Source organism: Domibacillus aminovorans (genome assembly GCF_001643235.1).
Taxonomy (GTDB): domain Bacteria; phylum Bacillota; class Bacilli; order Bacillales; family Domibacillaceae; genus Domibacillus; species Domibacillus aminovorans.
In genome coordinates this window covers 109,893-124,761 of sequence record NZ_LQWY01000012.1, presented here as the reverse complement: position 1 = coordinate 124,761, position 14,869 = coordinate 109,893, and the positions used below count along the sequence as shown (strand labels likewise).

Below are 14,869 nucleotides of genomic sequence, written 5' to 3'. Positions count from 1 at the left end.
GACTATAATACATTGAAGGGAGGTGAATCATAGTGGCAGATGTATTAGAACGTGTAACGAAAATTATCGTCGATCGTCTAGGCGTGGAAGAATCACAGGTTAACCTTGATGCGAAATTCAAGGAAGATCTTGGTGCGGATTCTCTTGACGTTGTTGAGCTTGTTATGGAGCTGGAAGACGAATTTGATGTAGAAATTTCCGATGATGACGCGGAAAAAATTACGACGGTAGGCGACGCTGTAACATACATAAACAGCAAAAACTAATCGTCCATTAATGGCAGATCCGCTAGTGCGGGTCTGCTTTTTCAATTGTCTTTGCGCTATGCATTTTTTTCAGCTAAACTGTTTTTGTATGTATTTTAACTTTTCGGAGGAACATCAATGAAGAAAACAAATCGGGAGCGTTATTCCGAACGGAAAGATATGGAATTTGAACAATTTCAAGAAACCATGGATATCCGTTTTCAAAACGAATCATTATTAAAACAAGCATTTACCCATTCATCATATGTGAATGAGCATCGGAGAAAACCATACGAAGACAATGAGCGGCTCGAATTTCTTGGGGATGCTGTACTAGAACTGACCGTATCGCAATTTTTATATAAAACATATCCGGTCATGTCTGAAGGGGAATTGACGAAATTACGTGCAGCTGTCGTCTGTGAACCGTCACTTGTCACGTTTGCAAATGAACTTGAATTTGGCAAGCTCATTTTACTTGGAAAAGGAGAAGAAATGACCGGCGGAAGAATGCGTCCAGCTCTTCTAGCCGATGTATTTGAATCCTTTGTCGGTGCGCTTTATTTAGATCAGGGAATGGAAGCTGTTATTCCATTTTTAGAACGGGTTGTCTTTCCTAAAATCAGCGCCGGTGCTTTTTCTCATGTGATGGATTTTAAAAGCCAGTTGCAGGAATATGTACAGCGTGAATTAAAAGGAGCACCCACGTACTGCATTTTAGAAGAAAAAGGTCCAGCGCATCATAAAGAATTTGTCACTGAAGTGTCACTAAATGGAACAGTGCTTGGCCGTGGTGCAGGCCGATCGAAAAAAGAAGCAGAACAGTTTGCGGCGCAAATGGCGCTAGAAAACATAAAACAACAATCGAATTAGAAGACAGGTGGATAGGCATGATCCTGAAAAAGCTGGATATTGCGGGATTTAAATCATTTGCTGGAAAGGTGTCACTCGAATTTATGCCTGGCGTAACCGCGGTTGTCGGCCCAAACGGTTCCGGTAAAAGTAACATTACGGAAGCCATTCGCTGGGTGCTTGGCGAACAATCGGCGAAAAGTTTACGCGGAGGGAGAATGGAAGATGTCATTTTTTCCGGCAGTGATTCAAGAAGGAAATTGAACGAAGCTGCTGTTACGATTACGCTTGATAACAAGGATGGTGCGCTGCCGCTGGATTACAGCGAAGTAAGCATCATGCGCCGCGTAAATCGGAACGGCGACAGCGATTATTTTATTAATAAGCAAAGCTGTCGTCTGAAAGATATTATTGAATTATTTATGGATTCAGGTCTCGGACGTGGTGCCTTTTCAATTATTGGACAAGGCCGCGTTGATGAGATTTTGAACAGTCGTCCGGAAGAAAGACGGTCGATTTTTGAAGAAGCAGCTGGGGTGTTGAAGTATAAAACGCGTAAAAAACAGGCAGAACAAAAACTTAAGGAAACAGAAGAGAATGTAAGCCGCGTGAACGATATTTTGCATGAACTTGAACAACGGGTCGAACCGCTTGAAATGCAGGCGTCTGCGGCCAGAGATTATTTGGAGAAAAAAGCTGAGTTAAAAGAAATTGAGGCGGGAGTATGGGCACATGATATCGCCCAATCTCATGCGGAATGGGAACATCAAAAAGAAGAAAAAAAGCGAAATGAACAAAAGGCGGCCGGATTGTCCGAACAAGTAGAATCTTCTGAGACATTAATGAAAACTATGGAACAGGATTTGAAGCAGCTTGGTGAACAGGAAGAGGCTGCTCAGCAAAATTTACTTATCATTATTGAATCACTTGAAAAAATTGAAGGAAAACGCCGGCTTATGGATGAGCGTCTAAAAAATGCATCATACAACGAAGAACGACTGGCAAAATCAATCGAAGAAGCAGAGCGAAAACGTGTATCTTTGAAAGCATCAAGAGAAGAAGCAAGCAAACTTGCAAAATTAAAGAGAGAAGAACTTGAAAAGCTAAAGCGTGAAGCAATAGAAAAAGAGACACTTTTTCAAGCTTTTTCCGAAAATACTGAAGAAAAACTGGAATCGTTAAAATCAGACTACATTGATCATTTAAATCGCGCAGCGGCAGCGAAAAATGAGCTGCGTGAGATTGATCGGCAGTTCGAGCGGCTTACATTACGATTAACCCGTCTTGGCGGTAGCAATAATCAATACTTGCACGAACGCGAATTACTTGAAAAAGAAAAACAGAAGCTTGAGCAAGCACGGGTAGCAGCCGAACAGAAACTGAATGAGCATAACGCTTATTATAGAGAAGCAAAAAAAGAACGTGATGCCGCAAAAGAAACAATCGAAAAACGACGCACTGCTCTATATAAAGCGTATCAAATTTTGCAGGAAGCATTGTCACGCCGTGATTTGCTGTCGTCGCTAGAAAATGAGTATGCCGGTTTTTATTCTGGTGTAAAAGAAGTATTAAAAGAAAAAAACAATCGGCTGCTTGGCGTAATCGGTGCTGCTGCTGAACTGATCCGTGTCCCGAAAGAATATGAACTAGCGATCGAAACCGCTCTTGGCGGTGCACTGCAGCATATTTTTGTGACAGACGAGCAGTCTGCGCGCGCAGCGATTGCATTTTTGAAAAAAAACAAATACGGAAGAGCGACATTTTTACCGCTTTCGACGGTGAAAGAAAAAACACTTCCGGATCATATACTGTCAACCATTCGCCAGGAAAAAGGATTTCTCGGTACAGCGAATGAACTTGCTGATTACGATGAGCAATATGCCAGGGCAGCTGGTCATTTGCTTGGAAATGTTATTATTGCAGCTTCACTTGAAGAAGCAAATCATATTGCCCGCAAAATAAATCAACGTTACCGTATTGTAACTGTAGACGGTGATGTTGTGAATGCAGGCGGTTCAATGACAGGCGGCTCTGTGAAAAAAACGGGCGTATCGTTAATTGGGCGGAAAAATGAACTCGATACATTAAACAGCCAGATCGAAGCGATGGAGCGAAAAACGGCATCCGCTGAACAAGACGTAAAATCTTTGCAAATTCGTTCTGCTGAGCAAGATCAACATGTGCAGAAGCTGGAAGAAACGGGTGAAATGTACCGACAGTCATTGCAGGAAGTGAAAAACCAGCTATTGGAATGGTCATTTAACGAACAGTCCATCAATGATCGTTTAGCTGTATATGATGCAGAAAAACGGGAGTTTGATGATGAAAAAACTTTTCTGCAAAAAAGAAAAAAAGAAGTGGAATTAACGCTGAAAGAAGAACAAGAGTCTATTCAATCACTTGATCGTCAAATAGCTTCACTTGAATCAAAGCGGAAATCAGCCTCTGCTGAGCGTGAAAATCTCGCAGTGGAATTGAATGTACTTCGTCCGAAAATCGCGGTATTGAGTGAACAGCTTGACTATAAAAAAGAGCAGGAAACCCGTCTTCTTTCGGAATGGACAGATGTAGAAGAAATGTATGAACAGCTTTTAGAAGAGCGTTCGTTTATTCAGAGTGAACAAAGCAACAGCGGTACAACAGGTGTAACACTTGCCCGACAGTCAGAAGAACGGTCAGCTGAAAAAGATCGGACTGTCAAAGAGATTGCCCGAATAAAATCAACACGTTTGAAAAAAACGGCAGAACTTGAACAAAAAACAAAATCATTAACCGAGTCCCGCCGCCTGTTAAAAGGACTATCTGAAGCACTGCGCGAGCATGATGTGAAAATCGCCCGTCTTGAAATGGAAATGGATTCACTTCTGCAAAAACTAAATGAGTATTATTCGCTTACCTTTGAAGAAGCGCAGCGTGATTATCCGCTCAACAGCCCGCTTGATGAAGCGAAACGACACATACGGTTAATAAAAAAAACGATTGAAGAACTCGGCGAAGTAAATATTGGTGCGATTGAAGAATATGAGACGACATTTGCCCGTGTAACTTTTTTGTGTGATCAGAAAACAGATCTTGAAGAGGCAAAAGCAACATTGCGTGATGTTATGGATGAGATGGACATAGAAATGACGCGGCGTTTTGCGGAAACATTTGATGCGATTAAGGCGGAATTTCAGCCAGCCTTTACACAGCTATTTGGCGGCGGCCGGGCAGAGCTAAAATTAACGGATCCGAAAAATATTCTTCATTCCGGTGTTGATATTTCGGCCATGCCTCCAGGGAAAAAATTGCAGCATTTAAGTTTGCTTTCAGGCGGTGAACGGGCACTCACAGCGATTGCGCTGTTATTTGCGATCTTACGTGTGCGTCCTGTACCATTTTGCATTCTTGATGAAGTAGAAGCAGCGCTCGATGAAGTAAATGCACATCGGTTCAGCCGCTATTTAAAACAGTTTAGCGAAAATACGCAGTTTATCGTTATTACGCATCGGAAGCAGACAATGGAAGAAGCAGATGCGCTGTACGGCGTAGCAATGCAGGAGTCGGGCGTGTCAAGTCTCGTATCTGTCCGTCTTGAAGAAGCGGCTGCGTCTATTTAATTTGTGAAAGGAATGAAATAAATGAGCTTTTTTAAAAAATTAAAAGACAAATTTTCCGGTTCAGCAGAACAAGAACAAACAACGGAAAAATATGAGGAAGGCTTAGCGAAAACGCGGACTGGATTTGCAGCAAAAGTAAATAATTTAATCGCCCGTTACCGGAAAATCGATGAAGATTTCTTTGAAGAACTGGAAGAAATTTTAATTGGAGCTGATGTTGGTTTCGATACGGTGATGGAATTGATTGATGAACTGAAATTGGAAGTGAAGCGCCGCAACACGAACGACCCGACAGCGATCCGCGAAATCATTACTGAAAAGTTTGTTGATATTTATTCAGGTAGTGAAGAAGTCGAGTCTGATTTGAACATTCAAGATGGAGAACTGACTGTTATTTTGTTTGTCGGGGTAAACGGTGTCGGCAAAACGACGACGATTGGCAAACTTGCGCATACATTTAAATCAGACGGTAAAAAAGTGATGCTTGCAGCAGGCGATACATTCCGTGCGGGTGCAATCGAACAGCTGGAAGTGTGGGGAGAACGCACCGGCGTTGATGTCATTAAACAGACGGAAGGTTCGGATCCGGCAGCTGTCATGTATGATGCTGTTCGTGCAGCAAAATCACGCGGTGCAGATATTTTACTTTGTGACACGGCGGGACGTTTGCAAAACAAAGTAAATTTAATGAATGAATTACAAAAGGTGAAGCGTGTCATCGAACGAGAAATTCCTAGCGCTCCGCATGAAGTATTGCTTGTCGTGGATGCAACGACTGGTCAAAATGCGCTGATTCAGGCGAAAACGTTTAAAGAAGCGACAGATGTATCAGGTATTGTGTTGACGAAGCTAGATGGCACCGCGAAAGGCGGCATCGTACTTGCTATCCGCAAAGAGCTTGGTGTTCCGGTAAAATTCGTCGGACTTGGTGAAAAAATAGATGACTTGCAGCCGTTTAATGCTGAGAAATATGCATATGGATTATTTGCACAGGCATTTGAAGAAAAGGAAGATAAAAACAACGACGAAGCAAGCGAATAAAAGGAAGTCGAACCTGGTTTTCATCTTTCTTGACAGAAGAGGAAGAAGCAGGTACACTATTTTGGTGTAAAGGTTTTTCACTTAACGAAGGAGAGGACGGCCATGCTTGAAAAAACGATGCGGATGAATTATCTGTCCGATTTTTATCAGATGCTTCTGACCGACAAGCAGCGCAGCTATATGTCCTTATATTACCTGGATGATTACTCGCTCGGCGAAATTGCTGAAGAGTATGGAGTGAGCCGTCAAGCAGTTTATGACAATATAAAACGCACAGAAGCGATGCTTGAAGAATATGAAGCGAAATTAAAGCTGCTAAATAAATTCCAGCAGCGCAAAGAACTGATCGAGCAGCTAAAGGAATGTGCAGATGCGCACTCCTTGCCGCTCGTTCTGGCGCTTGAGGAACTCGAATAGGGGGACTGCATGATGGCGTTTGAAGGATTGGCCGAACGGCTGCAAGGAACGATGCAGAAAATTCGCGGCAAAGGGAAAGTATCTGAAGCCGATGTGAAAGAAATGATGCGTGAAGTGCGTCTGGCGTTACTCGAGGCGGATGTTAACTTTAAAGTTGTGAAAGAATTCGTTAAAAAAGTAAGTGAGCGGTCTGTCGGCCAGGAAGTCATGAAAAGCTTAACACCAGGTCAACAGGTCATTAAAGTTGTAAAAGAAGAACTGACTGAACTGATGGGCGGTGAAGAAAGCCGAATCGGTACGTCAAAACGGCCGCCGACGGTCATCATGATGGTTGGTTTGCAAGGTGCTGGTAAAACGACGACAACCGGAAAACTCGCCAATCTGCTCCGTAAAAAGTACAATCGGAAGCCACTTTTAGTCGCGGCGGATATTTATCGTCCGGCGGCAATTAAACAGCTCGAAACGCTCGGAAAACAGCTGGATATGCCTGTTTTTTCACTAGGTGATCAAGTAAGCCCAGTTGAGATCGCGAAGCAGGCGATTCAAAAAGCGAAAGATGAGCATCTTGATTACATCTTAATCGATACGGCGGGCCGTCTTCACATTGATGAGACGCTCATGGATGAACTGAAACAAATTAAAGAGCTTTCTACGCCGGAAGAAATTTTCCTTGTTGTTGATTCAATGACTGGACAAGATGCTGTAAACGTAGCTGAAAGCTTTAATGAACAGCTTGGCATTACGGGCGTCGTGCTGACAAAATTGGATGGTGATACGCGTGGTGGTGCAGCGCTGTCTATTCGTGCTGTCACTGGAAAACCGATTAAGTTTATTGGGATGGGCGAAAAGCTCGATGCGCTAGAGTCGTTTCACCCAGAACGTATGGCTTCACGTATTCTCGGTATGGGTGATGTGCTGACACTTATTGAAAAAGCACAGACGAATGTCGATGAATCGAAAGCGAGAGAGCTCGAGCAAAAAATGCGGACGATGTCGTTCACATTTGACGATTTTCTCGATCAACTCGGACAGGTGCGTTCCATGGGTCCGCTTGATGAAATTTTAAAAATGCTTCCAGGTGCGAACAAAATGAAAGGTCTTAATAACGTGCAAGTCGATGAAAAACAAATCGGCCGCGTTGAAGCCATTATTCGTTCAATGACACGTGAGGAAAAGCAGCAACCGGAGATTATTAATTCAGGACGCCGTAAACGAATTGCAACAGGCAGCGGCACATCGATCCAGGAAGTAAATCGTCTTCTTAAGCAATTTGAAGACATGAAAAAAATGATGAAGCAAATGTCCGCTATGCAGCAAAAAGGCAAGAAAAAAGGCGGCATGCCAAAATTACCGTTTATGTAAGAAAAACGGAGCCGACTGCTCTGGAGTGACAAGCAAAAAGACAGACTAACGTAATTTATTCAAGGTTCGAAGGCTAAAAAGCATGGTATCGGGCCGCAACGCCTTCATGATTTACTTTCTATGAGCCTTGTAAAGAAAAAACACTTTACAACACTTTAACTATTTGGTATTATTCTATCTTGTGTGAAACTATTTCGGAGGTGCTTATTAGCATGGCAGTAAAAATTCGTTTAAAACGTATGGGTTCAAAAAGATCCCCATTCTATCGTATCGTAGTAGCAGACGCTCGTTCACCGCGTGATGGCCGTCAAATCGAAACAATCGGCACGTACAATCCGGTAACAAAACCGGCGGAAGTAAAAATTAACGAAGAACTTGCGCTTAAATGGATGCAAGACGGCGCGAAACCGTCTGACACTGTTCGTAACTTGTTCTCAAACGAAGGCATCATGGAAAAATTCCATAATGCAAAATACAGCAAGTAATTCATTGCGAGACGACAATTCCCCAAAAGAAGGATTCTTTTGGGGAATTGCCATTTTTGTTCCATGAAAAGGAGCGGTGAATGTGCACATTTTACAAACAGTATCAATCGTTCAAGTCGTAACGGAAACGTTAAAGAAGGACCGAATGTATGACTATGAAAGTCGAATGCGCCAGCTGGAACGAGAAACCGCGCAGCTTCTTTTTGAAAAGAAAAAAGCGGAACGTGCGGGATTGAAACAGGTGGATGTTGCTGCACGATTTCAACAGGAAATTGATCAGCGTCAGGAGAAAATTTCGGTAATTGAATTTCAAATGAGCCAACTGGATCAGCTGCCGATGGGAACCGAATTGAAGGAACGTGATATTCAATCTGTTGTTGAAGTAAAGCCAGGCGACCGTTTTGATGGAGGAGACGGTGATACAATTGTTGTAAAAGATGGTGTTATTATTGAAATCCGCACGCAGAGGTGAATGATATGAGTAAATGGTATAACGTTGGAAAAATCGTCAATACGCATGGACTGCGCGGCGAAGTAAGGGTGCTGTCTCTCACCGATTTTCCAGAAGAACGATATAAAAAAGGCAGTACCCTTTCTATTTTTAAAGAAGGCGGCAAAGAGGGCATTCCAGTTACGATTGATGCACACCGCAAACATAAAACATTTGACTTGCTGACGTTTGAAAATTATACATCAATCCAACTTGTTGAACCGTTTAAAGGCTCAGTTTTAAAAGTACATGAAGATCAGCTCGGTGATCTCGATGAAGGTGAATTCTATTTTCATGAAATTGTCGGTTGTGAAGTAAGAACCGTTGACGGTGACGTTATTGGACAGGTGAAAGAAGTGCTTACACCTGGCGCAAATGACGTCTGGGTCGTCAGCCGAATCGGTGGAGATGATGCGTATATTCCGTATATTGATGACGTCGTGAAGTCTGTTGATCCAGATGAAAAAGTCATTATTATTGACCCGATGGACGGGCTGCTCGAATGAAAATCGATGTATTGACGCTGTTTCCGGAAATGTTTCACGGCGTTTTTTCATCATCCATTATGAAGAAAGCAGCGGATAAAGAAAAAGTATCGTTTCGCGCTGTTAATTTCCGTGACTATGCGGACGGAAAACATAAAGTTGTTGATGATTATCCGTATGGGGGCGGTGCGGGCATGGTATTGAAGCCACAGCCGCTATTTGATGCAGTAGAGGCGCTGAAAGAAGAAGCAGAAACGGCTCCGCGCATCATTTTAATGTGTCCACAGGGCGAACGTTATACACAAAAGAAAGCAGAAGAACTTGCACGTGAAGAGCATCTCATTTTTTTGTGCGGCCATTACGAAGGATATGATGAACGGGTTCGTACGCATCTTGTGACGGATGAGATTTCCATTGGCGACTACGTGTTAACGGGGGGAGAGCTTGGCGCAATGGTCGTCGCAGACAGCATTGTACGGCTTTTACCCGGTGTACTTGGCAATGATGATTCTGCTGTGCAGGATTCATTTTCTTCGGGGCTGCTCGAACACCCTCATTACACACGTCCCGCAGATTTTAGAGGGATGAAAGTACCAGATGTCTTAACATCGGGCAATCATCGTCATATCGACGAATGGCGGCGGGAGCAATCGCTGAAGCGCACGTGGGAACGCCGTCCAGATCTGTTTGATCATTACCCGTTAACAGAAGAAGAAAAACAGTTAATTGATTCATGGAAAATGAAAAATACAACTTGATCTATGCAAAATAATATGATAAAATTTCGCGTGTAGTGTGCAAAAGTGCATAACTACATTAAAACGGTGTTCCGCTGCCGCCGATATGCGCGGGTATGAGCATTTGTTAGAAGGAGAGGAAAACAAAATGAACAAATTGATTCAAGAATTAACTCAGGAGCAGCTTCGTTCTGATCTCCCATCTTTCCGTCCGGGAGACACTGTACGCGTACACGTTAAAGTCGTTGAGGGTACACGTGAGCGTATTCAAGTATATGAAGGCGTTGTAATCAAGCGTCGCGGCGGCGGCGTAAGCGAAACATTTACAGTTCGTAAGATTTCTTACGGCGTGGGCGTTGAGCGTGCATTCCCGCTTCATACACCAAAAATCGCAAAAATTGAAGTAATGCGCCGCGGTAAAGTTCGTCGTGCGAAATTGTACTACTTGCGCAATCTGCGTGGTAAAGCAGCCCGCATTAAAGAAATCAGATACTAAGCGTATTAAAAGGAGTCTGCCTGCAGGCTCCTTTTTCTTTCAGATTTTGCCGGTTGCATGATATGATAATTGTACTTTGTATGGAGGTGTTATCGAGCATGACAGAAGGGAAAAATGAATTTTGGGAATGGACGAAAGCACTGCTCATCGCAGTCGGCATGGCAGCTCTTATTCGATACTTTATATTTGCGCCGATTGTTGTGGACGGTCTATCTATGATGCCGACGCTTGAGAGCGGCGACCGGATGATTGTGAATAAAATGAGCAACCCGGACCGCTTTGATATCGTCGTTTTTCACGCGCCTGAAAATAAAGATTACATCAAACGAGTAATCGGACTTCCAGGCGACACAGTCGAATATATAGACGATGTTTTATATGTAAACGGTAAAGCACTGGATGAACCATATTTAAATGAATACAAAAGCGAAGTAACAGACGGTCCCCTCACACCGGATTTTACACTTGCTGAAATAACCGGACAGGAAACAGTGCCGGACGGTGAAATATTTGTACTTGGTGACAACCGTCGTTTTAGTAAAGACGGTCGGCATATCGGGACGGTTAAAATAGATAAAATCGTTGGAGAAACGAAATTTGTTTATTGGCCATTTGACCAGATCCGTATCGTTGATTAAAAGGTAAAAGGATAGAAAGGATGGTGTGAGTTTGACGATTCAATGGTTTCCTGGTCATATGGCCAAAGCACGGCGGCAAGTAACGGAAAAATTAAAATTAGTGGATATTATTTTTGAACTCGTAGATGCGAGACTCCCATTGTCATCACGCAACCCGATGATTGATGAAATTGTCAATCAAAAACCGCGTCTCGTTATTTTAAATAAAGAAGACATGGCTGATCCCGTGATGACGAAAGAATGGATCCGTTATTTTAAAGAACAAGGTATTGAAGCAGTGTCCGTCAATTCACAGGCGGGCAATGGGCTTGATAAAATGGTGAAAGCAGCAGAAGGTATTTTAAAAGAAAAGTTCGATCGGATGCGTTCACGTGGGATAAAACCGCGTGCAATGCGGGCGATGATTGTTGGTATTCCAAATGTCGGGAAATCGACGCTTATTAATCGGATTGCAAAAAAAAATATTGCTAAAACAGGTAATATGCCAGGGGTAACGAAAGCGCAGCAGTGGATTAAAACAGCGCAGCACCTTGAATTGCTTGATACACCAGGTATTTTATGGCCGAAATTTGAAGATCCGGAAACGGGCTATAAACTTGCTTTGACAGGTGCGATTAAAGATGCCATTTTAAATCTACAGGATGTAGCGATTTACGGTCTTCGTTATTTGGAAGAACGATATCCAGCACGTCTTGAAGAACGATATGGATTTGCGGTATTGCCGGAAGATATGGCGTACGTGTTTCATCAAATTGGCGAGCGGCGCGGCTGTCTTGGGTCGGGCGGCGAAGTGGACTACGATAAAGTGACGGACATCATGATCCGTGATGTGCGTAGCGGTCAATTTGGCCGGCTTACATTCGATGTTCCACCGGAAAAAGCGTGAAGGACTGCCTTCACGCTTTTTTGTGTAAAAAAAATAGAAACGACCGATAAAAAGAACAGGGAGATGTATATGGCAAAAGAAACGATTGCATTTATTAAAGAACAGTTGTCTGTTATAAAGACAACAGACGACTCTCGTTTGTCCTTCTGGAAAAATGACGAACGAAAAGGAGTGCAGGCAGCTATTACGGCCTGTATACGCCGTCTTGAAAGAGAAAGAAAGGAAGAGGACCGCCTGCATCAAATCATGGCGTATGAACGTGCAGAGCAGGCAAAAGGAGTCTGTATCATCGCAGGCATTGATGAAGCAGGAAGGGGACCGCTTGCTGGCCCGGTCGTCGCAGCGGCCTGCATTTTGCCAGAAGGTTTTTTGCCAGAGGGTATAAATGACTCAAAAAAATTAAGTGAAACGGCCCGTGATCGTTTATATGAATTAATTATGAAGAACTGCCAGACAGGCGTCGGTATTATTAGTGCAGACGAAATTGATCAAATCAATATATACGAAGCGACTAAAAAAGCGATGATTGAAGCTGTGAAGGCACTTCCTGCGACCCCTGACCACCTTTTTGTAGACGCAATGGTGATTCCGGTTGATATTCATCAGACGTCGATTATTAAAGGAGATGCAAAAAGTGCATCGATTGCGGCTGCATCGATTATCGCAAAAGTGACAAGAGACCGGTTGATGAAAGAATATGCACGTCAATATCCTGGTTATGGATTTGAAAAAAACATGGGCTATGGAACACGGGAGCATTTACTCGGGCTTGAGAAATATGGCATCACACCTCAGCATCGCAAAACGTTTGCACCTGTAAAAGAAATGCTTCAATAATGATGTAAGAAGAGGTGATGAGTATGGAGATCGGTCAATCGGCGATTCAAAGAGGAGTTAGAGCACAGCTAGGGCGCAATCCGGTTGACATGCTGAACGAAGGACAAATTTTTTCTGGGAAAGTGATGAAACTACTGCCAGGGCAAATGGCCGAGCTGGCGGTCTTCGGTCAGAAGATCACTGCCCAGCTTGAAGTGCCGCTTCAAGCGGGTGGGCGTTACTTTTTCCAGGTTGCTTCCCTTAAAGGAACGATGCAGTTAAAAGTCGTGTCGGATAATGCGCCGATGCAGCGAACGCCCGACCAAGCGGCTGCGTTGCTTGAAAAATTACAGATACCGGTCACGAAAGAAAGCGTCGTTTTCACTGCACTTGCGATTGAAATGGGCCAGTCGCTTTCAAAAGATAGCATTCAGTTTGGCTCAGCTTGGCTGTCAAAAGCGGGTCTGAAAGATGGAATGGAAGCACTCCGGTTTATGTTCAGCCGCAATTTACCGATTACAGAAAATGTCTTTCAGGCACTCGTATCAGCTCGTTCAACTGAATCATTGACTGGCAAGTTAGAAGCACTCCAACATACGCTCGTGAAACTAGGGGATATGCCAGAAGCAACGGCTGCACTTAATCGGCTGCTTGGAGAACCAACTTCATCAGGAAAAACAGCTGCTAGCCTGTTGTTAGATGTAAATGCAAAAGCGGTCCATCTGGCGGCAGCTCTTTCAACTGGCAGTCTATCTGAAAAAGTGGCGGCTGTTCAAATACTGAAACAAGTATTGAACATGCCGGCCTCATCCGCTGATGTGCCAGAACAGCTAGCCTCTATTGTGAAAAACAATTTGACGACAAGCAGATCGCCGGCCTCCATTGTAGCTGCTAATATACAGGAACAGCCAGTCGCAGTGAAAAATAACGAAACAACAAATAGTCCGTCTGTTCAGCCGGTGCAAATGATGAAAGAAATGCTCGTTCAGCTGGCAGTCAAGCCGGTAACACTGGAGACAATTGCTTCATTTAAAGAAGCTGTGTTCCAGTCTATTCCGGCAAATCATCCAGACAGAGCAGCCCTTATGCAGCAAGTAACGCAATTGACCGATCAGTTAACGAAAGATGTACCTGCTGTAAACAGACAAATTGCTTCGTTATTTCAACTCGCTTTTTCCATTGCAGCGACAGTACCTGAGCAAGCGGCGGTACGAATGGCGCTGTTGCTTGGCACGGATGCATGGCCAATTGAAGAACCGCAAGTGCTGCCGGTACATGTTAATGGAAAAGACGTGGCGGTTGCATTGAGAGATGCTTTTCGACTGCTCGGCATTGATCACGAAGCAATTATCACGTCTAAAAATCAGCCGGAAGCAATGCAGCAAAATGTAAAGCAGGAGCTCCTGAAGCTCATGATAGAAACGATACCGGCACCGATTCGTGAAGCAGCCGAGCAAATTGTTGGCCGGTTGAATGCACAGCATATTTTATCTGCAGAATCTGGCCCGCTCCAGCAGCTCGTTATGCAAGTGCCGTTTCAATTTGCTGCTTTTCAAGGAGATGTCACGATCAAATGGAGCGGTAAAAAGAAGTCAAATGGAAAAATTGATGCTGATTATTGCCGCGTATTATTTTATGTGGATATGACCAATTTGAAAAATACGGTCATCGATATGCAGGTGCAAAACCGAATCATTCATTTAAACATTGTCGCGGCCGCCGCACCGTCTTTGTTAAAACAAATGAGCATAAATAAGATGGATCGTCTAAAAGAAGCACTTGAAGAACACGGATACCGGTTGTCAGGTGTTCAATTTAAAGAGCCGTCTGAAGAAGAAGCGATGCAGAGACACGGAACGAAACCGCCGCTCGCCTGTGTTATGGACGGTGAAGGATATTTGGGGGTAGACATACGTATATGAAACCGGCTAACCGTAAACAGGCAGCTGCGCTTTCCTACAACCCAGGTGCAGTTGGAGCGCCGACTGTCACGGCGAAGGGAAAAGGGCTAATTGCCGAAAAAATTATTGAAACAGCGAAAGAAAATAATATTCCAATTCAAGAAGATCCCGGACTCGTTGAACTGCTCGGTCAGCTTGAGATAAATGAAGCAATTCCAGAAGATTTGTATCAGGCAGTTGCCGAGGTATTTGCATTCATTTATCATCTTGACCGGTGCTTTGACGAATAACATTATAAGCATTTTGTGAAATTGTTCCGCGCTTGAAAAAGAGACCGTTTTTTTTTGTTCAAAAACTAGACATAATATCATTTTTTAACTACAATGAAGTCGCAGTCTGTTTTGTTTATACACTATGTT

General features: G+C 43.5%; 16 protein-coding genes. All 16 read left to right on the top strand.

The genetic code is table 11. The annotated features are described in order from the left end of the window. The first annotated feature begins 32 nt into the window (after positions 1 to 32). The 16 genes from acpP to AWH49_RS05675 all read left to right on the top strand — a co-directional run bounded on the left by acpP (position 33) and on the right by AWH49_RS05675 (position 14,740). On the top strand, positions 33 to 266 hold the full coding sequence (acpP, locus tag AWH49_RS05750; protein WP_018392316.1) for an acyl carrier protein: 234 nt from the start codon (positions 33 to 35) through the stop codon (positions 264 to 266). A gap of 117 nt (positions 267 to 383) precedes the next feature. Continuing rightward, positions 384 to 1,118, top strand: coding sequence for a ribonuclease III (rnc, locus tag AWH49_RS05745; protein ID WP_034285574.1), 735 nt, complete (start codon positions 384 to 386; stop codon positions 1,116 to 1,118). A gap of 17 nt (positions 1,119 to 1,135) precedes the next feature. Continuing rightward, the gene (gene smc / locus AWH49_RS05740) at positions 1,136 to 4,696 is read left to right on the top strand and encodes a chromosome segregation protein SMC (protein WP_063964945.1); all 3,561 of its coding nucleotides are present in this window, start codon (positions 1,136 to 1,138) and stop codon (positions 4,694 to 4,696) included. 21 nt (positions 4,697 to 4,717) lie between these two features. After that, a complete protein-coding gene (gene ftsY / locus AWH49_RS05735) occupies positions 4,718 to 5,737 on the top strand; it encodes a signal recognition particle-docking protein FtsY (protein ID WP_018392319.1) in 1,020 nt (339 codons plus the stop codon). A gap of 102 nt (positions 5,738 to 5,839) precedes the next feature. Further along, on the top strand, positions 5,840 to 6,154 hold the full coding sequence (locus tag AWH49_RS05730; protein WP_018392320.1) for a putative DNA-binding protein: 315 nt from the start codon (positions 5,840 to 5,842) through the stop codon (positions 6,152 to 6,154). Positions 6,155 to 6,166: 12 nt separating this feature from the next. Next, positions 6,167 to 7,516, top strand: coding sequence for a signal recognition particle protein (gene ffh, locus AWH49_RS05725; RefSeq protein ID WP_018392321.1), 1,350 nt, complete (start codon positions 6,167 to 6,169; stop codon positions 7,514 to 7,516). Between the two features lie 212 nt (positions 7,517 to 7,728). Beyond that, positions 7,729 to 8,001 carry a 30S ribosomal protein S16 gene (rpsP, locus tag AWH49_RS05720; protein ID WP_018392322.1) on the top strand — a complete coding sequence of 91 codons (273 nt, stop codon included), beginning with the start codon at positions 7,729 to 7,731 and terminating at the stop codon, positions 7,999 to 8,001. 82 nt (positions 8,002 to 8,083) lie between these two features. Continuing rightward, on the top strand, positions 8,084 to 8,473 hold the full coding sequence (locus tag AWH49_RS05715; RefSeq protein ID WP_063964944.1) for a YlqD family protein: 390 nt from the start codon (positions 8,084 to 8,086) through the stop codon (positions 8,471 to 8,473). A gap of 5 nt (positions 8,474 to 8,478) precedes the next feature. After that, the gene (rimM, locus tag AWH49_RS05710) at positions 8,479 to 8,997 is read left to right on the top strand and encodes a ribosome maturation factor RimM (RefSeq protein ID WP_063964943.1); all 519 of its coding nucleotides are present in this window, start codon (positions 8,479 to 8,481) and stop codon (positions 8,995 to 8,997) included. After that, a complete protein-coding gene (gene trmD, locus AWH49_RS05705; RefSeq protein WP_063964942.1) occupies positions 8,994 to 9,734 on the top strand; it encodes a tRNA (guanosine(37)-N1)-methyltransferase TrmD in 741 nt (246 codons plus the stop codon). The genes rimM and trmD overlap by 4 nt, the downstream gene beginning before the upstream one ends. A gap of 127 nt (positions 9,735 to 9,861) precedes the next feature. Further along, the gene (rplS, locus tag AWH49_RS05700) at positions 9,862 to 10,209 is read left to right on the top strand and encodes a 50S ribosomal protein L19 (RefSeq protein ID WP_018392326.1); all 348 of its coding nucleotides are present in this window, start codon (positions 9,862 to 9,864) and stop codon (positions 10,207 to 10,209) included. Positions 10,210 to 10,307: 98 nt separating this feature from the next. Next, the gene (gene lepB, locus AWH49_RS05695) at positions 10,308 to 10,847 is read left to right on the top strand and encodes a signal peptidase I (protein ID WP_018392327.1); all 540 of its coding nucleotides are present in this window, start codon (positions 10,308 to 10,310) and stop codon (positions 10,845 to 10,847) included. A 31-nt stretch (positions 10,848 to 10,878) separates the two neighbouring features. After that, entirely contained in the window at positions 10,879 to 11,733 is an 855-nt protein-coding gene (gene ylqF, locus AWH49_RS05690) for a ribosome biogenesis GTPase YlqF (RefSeq protein ID WP_063964941.1), read from the top strand. 69 nt (positions 11,734 to 11,802) lie between these two features. After that, positions 11,803 to 12,570, top strand: coding sequence for a ribonuclease HII (locus AWH49_RS05685; protein WP_063964940.1), 768 nt, complete (start codon positions 11,803 to 11,805; stop codon positions 12,568 to 12,570). A gap of 23 nt (positions 12,571 to 12,593) precedes the next feature. Next, complete coding sequence (locus AWH49_RS05680) at positions 12,594 to 14,471, top strand: hypothetical protein (protein ID WP_063964939.1); 1,878 nt, start codon at positions 12,594 to 12,596, stop codon at positions 14,469 to 14,471. Then, positions 14,468 to 14,740 carry an EscU/YscU/HrcU family type III secretion system export apparatus switch protein gene (locus tag AWH49_RS05675; protein WP_063964938.1) on the top strand — a complete coding sequence of 91 codons (273 nt, stop codon included), beginning with the start codon at positions 14,468 to 14,470 and terminating at the stop codon, positions 14,738 to 14,740. Before AWH49_RS05680 ends, AWH49_RS05675 begins: the two co-directional genes overlap by 4 nt. The last annotated feature ends 129 nt before the right edge of the window (positions 14,741 to 14,869 follow it).